10 protein-coding genes are annotated in these 15,573 nt (G+C 48.4%); 5 read left to right on the top strand and 5 right to left on the bottom strand.

All coding sequences use genetic code 11. The features are described from left to right. Positions 1-196 precede the first annotated feature (196 nt). Positions 197-3,250: a D-2-hydroxyglutarate dehydrogenase YdiJ gene (gene ydiJ, locus BCT27_RS20670; protein ID WP_102396633.1), complete on the bottom strand. Its 3,054-nt coding sequence runs from the start codon at positions 3,248-3,250 to the stop codon at positions 197-199. A 241-nt stretch (positions 3,251-3,491) separates the two neighbouring features. Then, a complete protein-coding gene (locus BCT27_RS20665; protein WP_241908615.1) occupies positions 3,492-4,982 on the bottom strand; it encodes a bifunctional NUDIX hydrolase/phosphatase PAP2 family protein in 1,491 nt (496 codons plus the stop codon). 76 nt (positions 4,983-5,058) lie between these two features. Here BCT27_RS20665 and BCT27_RS20660 point away from each other — a divergent pair, with 76 nt between their 5' ends. Both BCT27_RS20660 and BCT27_RS20655 read left to right on the top strand, forming a co-directional pair. Continuing rightward, positions 5,059-6,720, top strand: a complete 1,662-nt coding sequence (locus BCT27_RS20660; RefSeq protein ID WP_102396631.1) for a VRR-NUC domain-containing protein — start codon at positions 5,059-5,061, stop codon at positions 6,718-6,720. A 111-nt stretch (positions 6,721-6,831) separates the two neighbouring features. Beyond that, positions 6,832-7,242 carry a BLUF domain-containing protein gene (locus tag BCT27_RS20655; RefSeq protein WP_102396630.1) on the top strand — a complete coding sequence of 137 codons (411 nt, stop codon included), beginning with the start codon at positions 6,832-6,834 and terminating at the stop codon, positions 7,240-7,242. Between the two features lie 84 nt (positions 7,243-7,326). On the opposite strand, the gene BCT27_RS20650 is transcribed toward BCT27_RS20655, so the two are convergent. Next, entirely contained in the window at positions 7,327-8,073 is a 747-nt protein-coding gene (locus BCT27_RS20650; RefSeq protein WP_102317089.1) for a flagellar brake domain-containing protein, read from the bottom strand. Between the two features lie 395 nt (positions 8,074-8,468). Between BCT27_RS20650 and BCT27_RS20645 the strand changes: the two genes are divergently transcribed. After that, positions 8,469-9,002 (top strand): hypothetical protein, encoded by a 534-nt coding sequence (locus BCT27_RS20645; protein ID WP_241908614.1) that lies wholly within the window; start codon positions 8,469-8,471, stop codon positions 9,000-9,002. Positions 9,003-9,008: 6 nt separating this feature from the next. Here BCT27_RS20645 and helD read toward each other — a convergent pair whose 3' ends face one another. Continuing rightward, a complete protein-coding gene (gene helD, locus BCT27_RS20640) occupies positions 9,009-11,165 on the bottom strand; it encodes a DNA helicase IV (protein WP_102396628.1) in 2,157 nt (718 codons plus the stop codon). Between the two features lie 245 nt (positions 11,166-11,410). On the opposite strand from helD, the gene yccS reads away from it, so the two are divergent. Then, entirely contained in the window at positions 11,411-13,582 is a 2,172-nt protein-coding gene (gene yccS / locus BCT27_RS20635; protein ID WP_102317092.1) for a YccS family putative transporter, read from the top strand. Positions 13,583-13,638: 56 nt separating this feature from the next. Here the strand turns inward: yccS and BCT27_RS20630 are convergent, their stop codons facing one another. Continuing rightward, entirely contained in the window at positions 13,639-14,517 is an 879-nt protein-coding gene (locus BCT27_RS20630) for a DMT family transporter (RefSeq protein WP_102396627.1), read from the bottom strand. Positions 14,518-14,644: 127 nt separating this feature from the next. Here BCT27_RS20630 and BCT27_RS20625 point away from each other — a divergent pair, with 127 nt between their 5' ends. After that, positions 14,645-15,541, top strand: a complete 897-nt coding sequence (locus BCT27_RS20625; RefSeq protein WP_102396626.1) for a LysR family transcriptional regulator — start codon at positions 14,645-14,647, stop codon at positions 15,539-15,541. Positions 15,542-15,573 lie beyond the last annotated feature (32 nt).

The following is a 15,573-nucleotide window of genomic DNA, read 5'->3' as shown; positions in this document are numbered from 1 at the left end:
TTTAGGTATAAGGGTTACTGCTAAGCCTATCAGTTCGCAGAGATCACCCCGCTCTACAATTGCGACGGTACGTAAAATTGTGACGTTTTACGTGTTTGGTGTGAGAAGAGGCTGATTGGTGAGAAAAAGAAAAGGGGCAAACGCCCCTTTATGCTATTCAACAAACATTGTGATATCGAACAAATCACAAAATGGCTTACACCAGTTTGAGTAATACCTGTACAGGATGAAGCATTTTATGATGCTCAAAACGCTTCACTTGGCTGCGGCATGAATATCCCGTTGCCATGGTGCGTGTTGGCGGTAAAGACTCAAGACGTGGCTGCCAGCTCAAACCGTAAATACCTTTTGAGTTTTCCAGCTTGTCAGCTTCATGCCCGTAAGTGCCCGCCATGCCACAACAACCGACAGCGACCGCTTCCATTTTTCCGCCAAAGTGCGCAAAAATCTTGCCCCACTCTGCTTCCGCGTTTGGCATCTTGGTTTTCTCAGTACAATGAGCAAACAAATACCACGCATCCGTGTCTGCTTGCGCTTTGGTCGGCTGATGATTGATTTCTTCAATCAGCCATTCGTGAGCAGTGAGCACTTGGTAGTCACCACGTTTGTCACCCAAGATTTCGTTGTACTCATCGCGATAGCACAACACCAATGCCGGATCGACTCCCAGCATCGGCACACCAAGATCGGCGACTTGATTAAGAAACGCCGCCGTATTCGTCGCTGTTTTCGCGAACTTTTTCAAAAAGCCTTTAATGTGCTGTGCTTTTCCGTTCGGCTTGAACGGCAAAAGCATGGGTTTTTTACCTAACTTTTCAATCAAGCTCACCAAATCACGAATCACATCCGCTTCATAGAAACTGGTGAAGGGGTCTTGCACGATCAGTACATAACGAGCACGCTCTGATTCACTCAACGCCTGTAACCACTGCAAATCGAATTTGGTGGCATGATGCCCATCCAATGATTCCATCAAGGTCGGCACGGACAGCGCTGGCGTATCGACATAGCCAATGGTTGCCTTCGTTGCGGCTTTCGCCCATTTAGGCTGGGTCATCGCGTTGATCAATACAGGCGCTTTCGCCATCCAAGGCAACATGGTTTCGATGTTAGCAACGAGGTAATCTTTTGCGGGACGCTGATAACGGCTGTAATACAGGTTAATAAAGCGCGAGCGGAAACTTGGCACATCCACTTTAATCGGACATTGGGTTGCGCAGGCTTTACACGCCAAACAGCCGTTCATTGCTTCCATCACTTCATGGGAGAAATCGTAGTCGTCTTTCTTCGCCATCCAGGTGTTTTTGAAGCGATCGAAAATTTGACGAATCGACGGCGTCTTGTCCATCAACTCTTTTTCAAGCACCAAGGGATCAACACCTTGTTCTGCCAACAGTCGCAACCATTCACGCACAATGCCTGCACGGCCTTTTGGCGAGTGGCGACGGTCATAACTGATCTTCATCGACGGACACATAGGAGAACTGGTGTCGTAGTTAAAGCACAATCCGTTACCGTTACATTCCATCGCTTGGCGGAAACTATCACGCACTTGAATCGGGATTTGTCGGTCAAAGGCACCGCGTTTTTCGCCGTCCACTTTCACCAATTCATCAGAACTTTCAAACGGCGTACAAATCTTGCCCGGGTTCATGCGGTTATGCGGATCGAACGCCGCTTTGACTTTGCGCAGCTCGTTGAACAACGCTTCCCCGAAGAAGTCAGGGCCGTACTCAGAACGGAATCCTTTTCCGTGCTCGCCCCACATCAAGCCGCCGTATTTCGCCACCAGCGCAACCACTTGATCAGAAATTGTCTTCATCAGAAGTTCTTGTTCGGGGTCGCACAAATCAAGGGCTGGACGCACATGGAGCACACCTGCATCCACATGACCAAACATGCCATAGTTTAGGTTATGGCTGTCCAGCAGCGCACGGAACTCGACAATGAAGTCAGCGAGGTTTTCTGGCGGCACACAGGTGTCTTCAGTAAACGCGACAGGTTTTGCTGCGCCTTTCGCCGCGCCAAGAAGGCCAACGGCTTTTTTGCGCATGTTGTAAATTTTGTTGATAGACGCCAAATCGTTACAGACTTGATACCCAATCACGCCTTGATCACCGGCTTCGACCAGCACATCCAATCGTGCACAAAGTGATGTAACTTGTGCCTCGATCTCATCGACATCGTTGCCCGCAAACTCAACAATGTTGATGCCCTGCATGTCTTTACCCGGCACATCGGTCAACAGATCTTTGACCGTGTTCCAGACAATGTCTTCACGCGCTAAATTCAGTACGCGTGAATCAACGGTTTCTACCGACAACGCATTGGCTTCCACCATTACAGGTGCGCTGCGCAATGCAGAATCAAAGCTGTCGTATTTGACGTTCAATAAGGTGCGTGCTTTGGGAATTGGCGTGATATTCAGCTTGGCTTCCGAAATAAAACCCAGCGAGCCTTCTGCACCACACAATACGCGTGCGATATCAAACGTGTCGTGTTCAGGTTGATAGGCATTTTTCAGATCATAGCCCGTCAAGAAACGGTTCAGCGGCGGGAATTTCGCGTCGATATCCGCGCGATTTTCTCGGCAGATCCGCGATACTTCGCGCAGTGCATGTCCTGCATAATCTTGGCGTTCATTTGCTTGCACAGCATCATATTGAAGCGATTCGGTATCAAGCTCAGAGCCATCTGCGAGTATGGCTTTCAATGCCAGAACGTGGTCAGAGGTTTTACCGTAACGCAACGAGCCTTGGCCCGACGCATCGGTGTTCACCATGCCGCCGACCGTTGCACGGTTGCTGGTCGACAAATCCGGAGAAAAGAAAAAGCCATGTGGGCGAAGTGCATCATTGAGCGCGTCTTTCACGACACCGGCTTGAACACGTACCCAGCCTTCCTCAGGGTTAACTTCAAGCACTTTCTGCATGTGGCGGGAAACATCCACCACGACATGTTGCGTGAGTGATTGACCGTTGGTGCCTGTACCGCCCCCACGAGCAGAGAATCGAATAGCATCAAAATCGCCGTTTAAAGAGGCTTTACCGACAAGGGTTAAATCTTGTGTAGACGTTGGGAAAATGACGGCTTGAGGCAACATCTGGTAAACAGAGTTGTCTGTTGCGACAGCGAGGCGACTCGCATAGAAGGTTTCGGTTTCACCTTGGAAACCCAGCTCTTTTAGCTTATCAAGATAGCGACCAACAACTGGGTCAAGCGTATGTTGATGATTGAGTACTGGTAACATCTTGCTCCCTGAAGCCAGAAATTGCACCGTTGATCCTTACGGTAACTGGCAGTATGCGGATTATTTAACTGCGCATAACTTTACAACAGCCAAGGGCGGCTTCAAAGCGGATTTCCTCCTCGATTCAACCTAAAAGCGGCTGAAAACACAAAGCTTTCATTTCAGCCAGTGTATTTTCAACCGCTTATTCAAGATGTTTGGCGATGCATATCGTTGGGAGATGCATCCATCAAGACGACAATCAGATTTTCAATACGTTGGGTAACACCCGAGGAGCCACCACCAACAGCCACACCGCGATTGACCATAACGCCCCGCAATGCACCGCCACAATCACGGTATTCACGGCATACCTCGCAGTAAGCCAATGATCAACGCCCACAATCGCGAGTACGCCCATTGAAAGAAGCGAAAAAAACGTCAACTGAACATGCCGCTTAATGGGTGACACATAGATAGGGAAGAATTTTAACCACATCAGAGCGCTATACACGCCAAGACAGATCGCTGACAGATAAATGATGTGTGGCTTGTGAATTGCTCCGCCAATGACCGCTGTAACCGCAAACGCTGCAATCCAAAAGCGTGCTGAAATTAACACGTAGCGCCTGTCTGTGAATCGCCACTTTCTCACATGGTGAAGTCCAAATGTACCCGCAACACCCAGTGCAATGCCAACCAAAACATCTGTTGGGTAATGTTCACCCAGCAGTAAGACTTTGAGACTGACAAACAGAATCGACACCGCGCCACACACGGCGATCAGCCAACGGTATTTCCGCTGTTTTTCAGCGGTTTTTGACGTCATCCAAACCCAGCCAAACAGCATGGTCGTCAATGTCACCATGGTACTCGGTAAGGTGTAACCCAAGGTGTTATGCACGCCGAATACAGGGTCGATAAAGTAAGGACGAGGCACCACAATGACTGTACTCAGAATCAAGGTAAACGTCGCCATGGTGAGCATACCTGCACCATAAATCAGCAACGCACGATGGCCATGATAGCTTCGTATTAATGGCAAAGTGAGCAGAAAGAAAATCGGTGAAAACACACAACCGATCAGGATGACGATTTTGGACAGAAACAGCGTCAGTCCATTGTTTGAAATCGTATTGTGCCACTCTTGCAGCATGATCAATTGGGATTCATAGAAAGGGATCAATGTGCCAATTTCACCGGGAGAAAACACAAACGCGCTTGGCGTCACTTCTGGTACCCAATTCGGAAATTGCCACTTGTGTTCAGGAAAGCGGTAATTGCTTCGCATGGCTTTATTGTCCGGTTTGAGCAGCACTCGCGTCACTTCTTTCCCGAAGTGTGGTGCGGTCCAAACCATCACAATACGTTGACCATTTTGATCCATGTAGTAATTCGCTGGCGTCGCCAGCTCACATGCAAATAGGACAGAGTTATAGGTACGTGCAATTTGCTTCCCCACATTGACGTCTAGCCCTGTTTCTTCGAATGTTTCTCGTTTTGCCGCCACCTCTGGCGATTCATCGCCAATGATTGAACCACCGGGTATCGAAAACTTACCGCTGATGGCTTCTTCGATCATTAAGATATGTTTGTCTTTGTCCACCACCAAACAATCTGCCGCCTTGATTGGCAACGTACTGTTGATTGAATTTTTTGCTGGTTCCGCCCCTACAAATGCAGAAAACATAACCCCTAGCCCGATTAACAGTTTCAGCATTCTCACCGTAAACGTGTCCTTTATTATTCTCATTCCTAGCCACGTCCGTTTGTGACATCACCAAGAGGCAGTCATAATCAAACATTCGTATTCCCAACCGTTCACTACAATGACCGATACCGCTGTTTTTCCAGATCTCCCACCGCATTATTACCTTGCTAATTTTGCTTCTATCATCGACACCGTAACCCTCCGTTACGGGGATCTTCTTACGCAAGAAGAAGGTGACTGGATAACGGCATTTCATGATTTACCCACGAATGCACAATGCTTATTGGTGCGATTTCTTTCCCGAAAAGGGCATTGGTTTCGTGAAGACAAACTCAATTACCCAGAAATCGACAACCTGCCGCATGCCATCTCTTCTCTCGCTGAAGCAACATTCATTGATATTGAGCGCACACCTCCTTTTGATGTTCTTTGTTCACTGTTAACAAAGCCTGAGCTTTTGAGTCATTTCGATGTATTACCGCTGGACAAAAAAAGTAAGAAAGCTGACCTCATCGAAGAGATTGCAACCCACTCTCCCACCGCCGAGCCACTGACATTTTCGTGCTTACACGTTCGGCTCGACGTGATGCCAATTTTCTTACTTTTGTATTTTGGTAACGCGCGACAAGACCTCAGTCAGTTTGTTTTAAGTGACCTAGGTATTCAGCGGTTCGAAAGCGTATCACTTACTGCGGAGGTAAGGTTGTTTACAAGTAGAGACCAAATGAAAGACTGGTTAGATTTGTCCTATCTTTCTGAGCAATATTGGCAATTGTTGGAAAAAAAAGACAAACATGCCCTTCTTGAACTGCCAAAAGCACTGCCATTTACAACAGCGTGGCCACCACTCGAACGAAAACGACAGCGACTGATCAACCAACTGGCCAGAGAACAAGAGCGCGCTGGAAACATCGAAGAGGCCATGTTGCTCTTCTCACAATCGTCTCTTCCGCCGTCAAGGGAACGCCAAGCACGTATCGCGATGAAGCAAGCCGATTGGTCACGCGTCTGTGAATGGGTCAGCAACATGCTCGCCAACCCCTTCAATGAAGATGAAAAAGACGTGGCTGCGCGTATTGCAAAACAACTGGCAAAGAAAACCGATTTTGATTGCCCTGTCGCCACAGAACACCTCTATGAAGCGCTTCACCTTTCGTTGCCTTTGGATGCTCGCGTGGAAGTCGCCAGTGCGGCGCATTTCACCGAACAAGGATGGACTGTGTGGTTCAGTGAGAACCTATTGCTGAATGCACTCTTTGGTTTGACGTTTTGGGACATCATTTTCAGCCCTGTTTCGGGGGCATTTTTAAACCCTTTTCAGCGTTCCCCTCGCGACATGTTTTCTTCTGAGTTTTATGCTGCGCGACAATCCGCCATTGAAGAGCGGTTAATTGCCTTGGCACAACAAACCCAAGAGGAAAGCGTCAAGCAACGACTCGCAACGTTTGAGCAGAAATATGGATTGGCGAATGATTGGGTTGTCTGGGGTTATATCGACAAAGAACAGATCACGGCAGCGTTGTTGAGTTTGACACCGCCTCAACTCGTGGCGTGTTTTGAACGCATATTGTTTGACCCAAAATCTAATCGAGCTGGGCATCCTGATCTTTTCATGGTGAAAGGAAATACCTGCCAATTTATCGAAGTGAAAGGACCGGGTGATAAGCTCCAGCATCATCAGGTTCGTTGGTTAGATTTCCTTAACAGACATCACATCATCAGCAAGGTGTTATATGTTGAGGACGCAAATAAATCGCCTCGCTCAAATGCAAATTCTTAAATATAATACATACTTTAACGAGGGCGTATCCGCAGTAATCTTCTGCCGACTATGACGTTCTCGTCGAACCCGCGTTAAGAGGTTGCTTAGGGATAAATCTTGGAGCAAACAATGAGCAACAACCTACAGCAAATTGTTTATATCAGCAGTGCAGAACGCCCTTTTACCGAATCCGAACTTAACACTATGCTTTGTGATATTCGCAGTAATAACGAAGCGCTTGGCATCACAGGAATGTTGCTCTACAAAGATGGTGACTTTATTCAAGCCATCGAAGGTGACGAGCACATTGTCTCGTCACTGTTTGAAAAGATCTGTAGGGATCATCGCCACTACGGCATCGTAGAAATGATGCGGAAATCGCTGGTCGAACGTCAGTTTAAAGATTGGAGCATGGGGTTTCACAAGCTCAGCAACAATGACCCACGGCTAGACGGTTTTAACCGCTTTTTCGACGACGACCCGTCCACTGAAATCAACCCCGGCGACGCGCTCAATTTGCTGCTCGTTTTCAGAGAGTAAAACCTCCCGATCCGGCAATAAAAAAGCACCGATTCCTCGGTGCTTTTTTCATGACTCGGCGTAAATGAAAAGCCAATACCTTGGTTACGATTTTCCGCCCGGTGCTTGGTCTTTCTTCGGGTTCTTGAACACGTATTTCGTGCCGTCGTAAATCAGGGTTGAAAGCAAACGGCGGCAGTTTGCCTTGCCAGGTTCATCGAAAACCATGCCATATGTCTGTTTACCACGCTTTGTACGTCCGTTTTTCACCGCCCCACTCAGCGCATAGGTGTCCTGCGTGGTGCTGTTGATGACTTCAAGCACAATCTTCTGGTCAACATCAAATTCAGGAGAGATCGCATCATAGGCAAACCCACACCCGCCAGAAGACACATCCGTTAAGATAACGCGCAGTTTACGATTAGAAAGTTGAATATCGCCAGGAAGACGTAAGTCATAACGAATTTCGTTTCTCAATAGCACCAATTTAGCTTGCTGTGGCACAGGAAAAACAATCAAAGATACGGGACGATAAATCACATGCTCGATACGCGTACGAAATCGCACCAACGCCCCTTCACCCTGCTCTGATACACCTTCAATATCGACATTAAAGCCTTGGGTGAAAAACATTTCGTAATCACCTTTAGACAGCTTCGGCATGGTAAAGAAGATATGTTGCTGATCATCGAAGCCAATGAAGTTAGATTTGAAGTTCAATCGTTGACCCAGAGGGGTCACTATTTCTAGTGAGGCTTCCGTACCATGTTGAATAAAGTCCATGGCTTGTAAGCCCATGACCACTTTTTCTCTGGTTTTTGCCGGCGGCTTTTTCGCAGATGTCGAATTCATACTTGTTTATTCCTCGCCGGATCCACGACCTAAAATATGGGTTGCTGTATGTGTCTGTGCCTTTTTATCGACCACATATTGAAAAACTGTCCATGTTTTTTACACATAGAATTACCCATTACAGATAAAAAACTCACAGCATCATTAATGTCTTTATTTATATATAGGCAAAAGATCACATTAATTCAATGTGATATAACAAGAAATATTAGGGCTTCCTGATGCAAAATTGCCTTTTAAAATAAGATCTTTGGTGAAAAACCGCACAGTATTCGATTTATTGTGAATTGTGCGTTTGCTTCACTTTTTATACAAGCAGGTTATGCAAAGTACGGTGACTTTTCTTTTCAGAGTTCAAGGTGAAGCAGTCCATGTTATTCACGATCTAAGCATCAATGACTACAATGGAACATATGCAATCCTCAGAGTACTCAACCCTATTGAATAGATTTCAGACGCTTTTCCCAGCGTCTCTCTTGATATCGCTCACCCTATTTTGGGGAGCGCCGCTTCATGCTCAAAGCTACCCCAGCGCGGGCGAAACCAAAGCAAACTTAGAAATGCTGGGCTATCAAAATGAATGGCAGCCCATGCAAGAGGGTGAAAAGCTGGTCATCGATAGCGGGGAGATTTGGATCAACAACGAAGACACGTTCGCCCTCCTTGCCGTCATTGATGATGACGAAGACGCGATGCGCACTTCTATAATCGACAATTTGGCGATTTGCGCCACATTGGGCGTTGCAGTGTCAGGGCAAAGCTCAGCGCACGCCTTCAAAACCTTTGGAAGTCTCATGGGCAATGCGCTCAGTCATCCCAAAAAGCAAATCTTCAATGACGCATTGGCATTTCGATTCCACCTCATGGTCAGTGATGACTCAGGACAAGCCACCATGCTGCGCTGCGGTGTTCAAGCCAGCAATAGCTAATCACGTTCAGCTCGCCATAAGTTGCTTTTTAGTAATGGAAGACGAAACAGGATAATCGCCCTGCCACAACTCCTTCACGAACACTGAAGCCGTTTCAGGCTCACAACATACCCAACATTGATGCTTAGCTCGCGTCAGCGCGACATAGAACAATCGGCGTTCTTCTGCATGCTCTACCCCTTCTTCCATGTGCAACAATGCCCCTTCAAGACCCTCTGCATAAGATCTTGCGGGGAAGACGTTTTCATTTACATCCACAATGAAGGTGTAGTCTGCTTCCAACCCCTTACTGGCATGAGCGGTGACATAACTGATGTCTAGCGAGGAATAAGAAGATTGCCATTGGCCCAAATCCGCTGGCTTATTGGCATTGTTACGCCCAATGATGAGCACACTTGCGGTTTTCTCGCCTTGTGACGACGCCAGTTTGTCTAGGGCTGCCGCAATACTCTCAGTAGGCAGCAAGGTAACGGCCTTTTTCTTCTGCAGTCGGTGACTGTTGAGCGGTTTTGAAAGCTGTGTTGGGTTCACTTGAACGAATCGATTTGCGACATCGCCCAGCATGGAGTTGAAACGATAAGTCGTATCAAGGTACCGAATTTCGCCTTTTGGAAAGCGGGCTAGAAAATCCGTGGTTAAGCTCACGTCTGAACCTGCAAATCGGTATATCGCCTGCCAATCATCACCCACCGCAAACAACGACGGAGATCGGTCTCGTTTACCGCCACACACAGCCTCAAGCAGTGCCAAGCGTGACGGCGAAATATCTTGATACTCATCCACCATCACGTGGTCATAATGCGACGCGAGCGTGGCGTTTTTCTTGGAAAGGATTTTCGTGGCTTCAATGATCAAACCATTAAAATCGAGTGTTTTGTTCTGCGTTAAATGCTGGCGATAGTCCCGAACCAAAGGCCAAACCAAGGCCAATTCGCTCAACGCTTTGGCAACCATGTTGTTGTTCGTTGAATCCAACTCAGTGAGCGTCGTGTCACCTTCGCGTTCTGTCGTGTTCGGCTGCAAAGCTTGAATGCGTTGCTTTATCGCAGTCTGAGACAAGGTTTGCTGTTGAAGTAAGTCCAGTTGTCGCCACAGCCATTTGTGCAGTTTGGGTTCATGGGCTTGCTCAACCAATGGGCGGTCTGCACTCAAGCCAGACACTTTCCACTGCGTCAGGTGTTTCTGCCAACGTTTCTCTACTGTTGGATTGGCTAAGTTTTTCGCCAACCACAATGTCATCCAGCTCAACTTGCTCTCTTCGTCCGTCGCAAGGTCAGCCATCACGGGGGCTTGCCCTGTTGCCTCTTTAATGATTTTCGTGGCAAAGCTGTGGAAAGTAGACACATTCACTTTCGTCAGTTGGTGTGCCTGCAATCGCGTCTTCATTTCCTCGCTGGCTTTCTTACCGAACGCCAGCATTAGAATACGTTCAGGCGTCGTTTGTTCACCCATAACAAGGTAACGTGTTCTCGCCATGAGCACGCTGGTTTTCCCTGAACCTGCCCCCGCGAGGAGTAAATTGTGGTTGTCGTCCATTAACACAGCATCTCGCTGCGATGCATTCAAAGGCGACGACTCTGCCCCATCAAACCATGCAGACCAACGTTCGCGCTCGTTAGTTTGCCATTGTTGGTTTCTCGCCATGCGCTTGGCATCGCCATTTTGAATCCAACCATAAACCGCTTGATACAGCGCTGGGTTTGCAACAGAGAAGACTTGAGGATGCAGGGTATGGGCTTCAAACACAGCGTCTGCCTTTTCGCGCCATGCTGTTAAATCTGCATCACGCAAATACCCTTGGTGATCGGCCAAGATATCGCGAAGCGCAAATAACTCGTGCTCCACCAACATAAAGCGCTTCTGCTGACCCGCTAACCAGACTTGGTATTCTCCCGTGAGCTGCTCTGCGAACGCTTGCAGTTCACGCCATGGCAATCCATACACAGTGAGAGTTTGCGCAGGACGGTCCGCTGGCGACACAATCACCGTCAATTTCCCCCACCATAAGCCACGGGAAATGCGGCACTGACCATCCCAAATTGAAAATGGCACAGTTTCAGTGATGTGTTTGGATTCGAACACTAGACGGGATTCATCCAAACGGATGCTGTAGTGATCGCCTTGTACAAACCATTGCGCCAATCGGCTCGCGGATAATTTCATCGGAGTGCGTCTATCGCTTTATTTCGTTGTTTTCTATAGTGACTCAGAATACCAAGGAATGGGCACCAACTCATCGATATCCTTTGCGGAAAGCCGACTTGTGCAACGATACTTGTATGAATTGTCAGCAAAAGCGCGCGATGTGCAGGAATGGGACTGAAAATGCCGACCCTTTTTGATCTCGCCACTTGGATGCCCTTTCTAATCTGTTATCTTACCTGCATTCGAGGCTTATCTCTGTTCGTATGATTTCTAAACGATCCTCTTTAACTCTTCGAGAATACTGGGCAAACAGTCGCATCAATTACAGCGTGCGTGTGTTCATCGCACTGGTTGGCGTTGCACTGCCATGTTGGTGGTTTGGCGCAACGGAGGCCATTACGCCTTTGGTGCTCGGTATCATCGCTTCCGCGTTGGCAGAAACCGACGACAACCTTGCAGGTCGATTCTCAGCGCTCATCACCACGCTCGTGTGTTTTGCCATTGCAACTTTCTCGATTGAACTCCTTTTCGACTATCCCTTGTTGTTCACGGTTGGCTTAATCTCGTCCACGTTTGGATTTACCATGCTTGGGGCGATAGGTCCGCGTTACGCCAGCATCGCCTTTGCTTCCTTGCTCACGGCGGTTTACACCATGCTTGGTGCACACGAATCCGTGAACTTGTGGTTCCAACCTGCCATGTTGTTAGCTGGGGCTGCTTGGTATGGCGTGATTTCGCTGGTGTGGTTGATGTTGTGGCCCATGCAGCCCGTTCAACAAAGTCTTGCTGCGCTGTTCAAAACCCTAGGGAAATACCTCGACCAAAAATCAGACATGTTCCATCCGAGTCGAGATGTAAATCCTCAGGCGTTGCGCTTAACGGATGCTGACCAAAACCGCCATGTGGTGAACGCGCTCAATGCAGCAAAGGCTTCGCTACTGAATCGTGTTCGACGCGGACGTTTGAACGACAGCAGTCGCCAACTATTGAAGATTTATATTCTGGCGCAAGACATTCACGAACGTGCAAACTCATCGCACTATCGCTATCAAGATCTCGCCACCGTGTTCTTCCACAGTGACATTCTTTTCCGCCTTCAGCGTTTACTGCGTCTTCAAGCCAAAGCCTGCTTGGAAGTCTCACACTGCTTGACCCTTTCTCGCCCTTATCGTCATGGCGAAGAAAGCATCAAAGCATTGGATGAGTTAAACGAATCGCTGATTTACGTGAAAGAACAGAACAACCCGGAATGGAATGCCCTGTTAAGCCAACTGGATTACCTGTTCCGTAACCTTGCGACGGTTGAACGCCAGCTAGCAAACATCAGTAACCCTGACGCCACACAAACTGACGAAGACAAAGAGATTGCCGACCCAGATGCGCATAGCTTGCGAGACAAAATCTCGCGCATTTGGGCGCAGATGACCCCGAAATCGCTGTTGTTCCGCCATGCTGTGCGTCTCAGCCTCTCGTTGGCTGTCGGTTACGGCATCATTCAAGCGCTTGACCTGACGCGTGGCTATTGGATTTTGCTCACCATCTTGTTTGTCTGCCAAGCCAATTACTCCGCAACGCGCAGCAAACTCACCGAGCGCGTTTCAGGTACCTTGATCGGCTTACTGATTGGCCTGCCCCTGCTTACGCTTTTCCCCGATCCGACGGGGCAACTGGTGTTAATGGTGTTATTTGGCGTGTTGTTCTTCGCCTTTAGAACCACACACTATGCCGCCGCAACCACCTTCATTACGTTGTTGGTACTCATGTGTTTCAACCAATTGGGCGAAGGATATGCCGTCATGTTGCCACGTTTGGGCGATACCTTAATTGGCTGTTTGCTGTCGGTCATCGCTGTGCGCTTTGTGCTGCCGGATTGGCAAGCTCACCGTCTACGCGGGATCATGCAAGATGCAGTGGCCGCGAACCGCGATTATCTGGCACAAATCATCGGTCAGTACCGCATAGGAAAACGCGACACCATGGCCTATCGCGTTGCACGCCGCGAAGCACACAATAACGACGCGCAACTCACGACGGCCATCAGTAACATGTTGGCTGAACCCGGCCGATACCAAACAGCCACTGACGAGAGTTTCCGCTTCTTGTGCTTAAACCACGCGATGTTGAGTTATATCTCCGCGCTTGGCGCACACCGCATGCAAATGGATGACGACAGCATTCACGAACTGGTCTCGAAAGCACACAGAGGCATACACAAAGAATTGGATTGCTTGGTGGCGAAGCTGTCTAAAGAAAGCGATGTGCAATCTTGTTATGACGATGAACTCGCGAAACATCTCGGTAAATGGCGCGAGGAAGAGAGCAGTTCTGCGGGCATGGTGTTGCAGCAGCTTCATCTTATCCATCGCATCTTGCCAGAGATGCACATGCTGACGGACAAGCTGGCGGAGAAAGCGTTACAACACTCGAAATCGTAGCATGTCCAAGGCGCGGTTTGCTTGGCGAACACAGCTGAAACACACCGCGCCAGACATCACCCCACCACTGTTCGAGCTTGAGCCTTTTTCATTGAAGGCTCAGGCTCGAATCGTATTAAACCTGCGGTCACGATCAGTAAACACGCGACAACCTCCACGTATTCTAGGTTTTGCCCCAGTAAAACCACGCTGAACATCAATGCAAATACGATCTCGAATGTGCTGATCATGGTGGCCCTCTCGCCACCTAACAGTAGCGTCCCTCTCACGAAAAGGTATTGAGGTATTGCGGCCGCAAAGACACCGATTGCCAAAATAAGCCCGCTTTGTTCAAACGTCTCGGGCATAACAAGTGTCGGTTGAGAAAACCAGGTGACGGGGATAATCACCAACATATGACCTGCTAATGTGGCACTCATTCGCTCGCCTACCTGAAGTGGGAGGATGGGACGAGAAAGGTAGTTAATCACGAGTGCGTAAGAAGCGGGTGCGACAAAACAAAGTAGCACATACCCGAATGGCGTATTTGAGGCGTCCAATGACCCTTGCATCAATGACACCGCCAATCCAATGATACAGGCCGCAATCAAGCGATTACGCGTGAGCGCTTGACCAAAAAACAGCCAACTCAACAACATCGCAAACAAGGGGTAGGTGTAATAAATCAGGATGACGGAGGTGGGAGAAACCCATTGAAAACTCGCTAAAAATGCGAGCATTCCTAAGGCAGAGCACACGCCAATGACCATGCTTCTGACATATTCTGATGCATTATTTTTTATTGCCCCCAGATACGGCAGCGCCAGTAGCATTGGAATACCACAGCGAAAGAATGCGACCACTTCAGGCGAGTATCCCTGCTGAAGCAGTAACTGAGACAGCAATGGATTCAGTCCAAACCCAATGGCTGCTCCCATCATAACAACCACACCCATTCGATAACCCCTTTAACGCTGTCCAGACATTCCCGTTTCTCATTGGATAATAGGTGCTTTTCCGTCATATAATTAATGAAATATAGGCGTTAAGCATGAATAACTCTCATGTAAACAGTTGGACGTTATGCGACTAGATATTAAGCACTGGAAACTTCTGGAAGCGGTGGGGAAATACGGCAGTCTTGGTCGTGCTGCAGACGCCATCGGCGTCACACAGTCTGCGTTGAGTCATCGCCTTGCTGAGGCAGAGCGGCGGTTAGGTAGCCCTATCTTTGAACGTGAGGGACGCAGATTACGGCCAACACCGGCAGGGCAATCCTTGGTGCAGGCAGCACAATTACTATTGCCCGAGCTATCTCGCGCTGAAAAAGACTTCGAGCAAACGGCACAAAACGCCAGTCACTTCGTGAGAATAGGCGTCGCAGCCTACAGTGCTTATCATTGGGTTCCCGGTTTTTTGGCCTCTCTTCCCGTGAAACGAGAAAAATTGCAGGTCGACTTCGTGGCGGCAGCGACCCGAGAGGCAGAAAATACCTTGCTAACAGGTGCAACGGATTTATTGATTTCGCCAGTGAATATCGATAACTCTGCCTTTTCCTCTGTCCCATTGATTGACGATGAACTGGTTCTTGTCACGCATCCTCAACATCCGTTCGCCGATAAGCCTTGGATTATTGCAGAAGATCTCGCCGACGTGGATTACCTCACTTACAGTCTCGATGCATTGCCAGGGTTTGAATACGAACGGTTTATCAAGCCTTCAGGTATTCGCCTTCGCCACATTCAGTCCGTCGAAATGACCGATGCGATTGTGGAGATGATTGGGGTTGATTTGGGGATCAGCATACTTTCAAAATGGGCAATCACTCGCTCGTTAACGCAGAAGCTCGTCGCCGCCGTGCCATTGACAGAAAATGGCCTTCCTCTGACTTGGCATGTGTTAACCCGAAAATCAGACGCAAAACATCCTGCAGTGCAACTGACCTTAGACGCACTCTGCCAATGGTTTAACCCTCGTTAATCCATGAAAACGTTCAAAGCATTCAAAGCATT

The organism is Enterovibrio norvegicus (assembly GCF_002876705.1).
In the GTDB taxonomy this organism is placed as follows: domain Bacteria; phylum Pseudomonadota; class Gammaproteobacteria; order Enterobacterales; family Vibrionaceae; genus Enterovibrio; species Enterovibrio norvegicus_B.
Note: the sequence above shows the minus strand (reverse complement) of the source record. Positions and strands in the feature narration are given on the sequence as shown.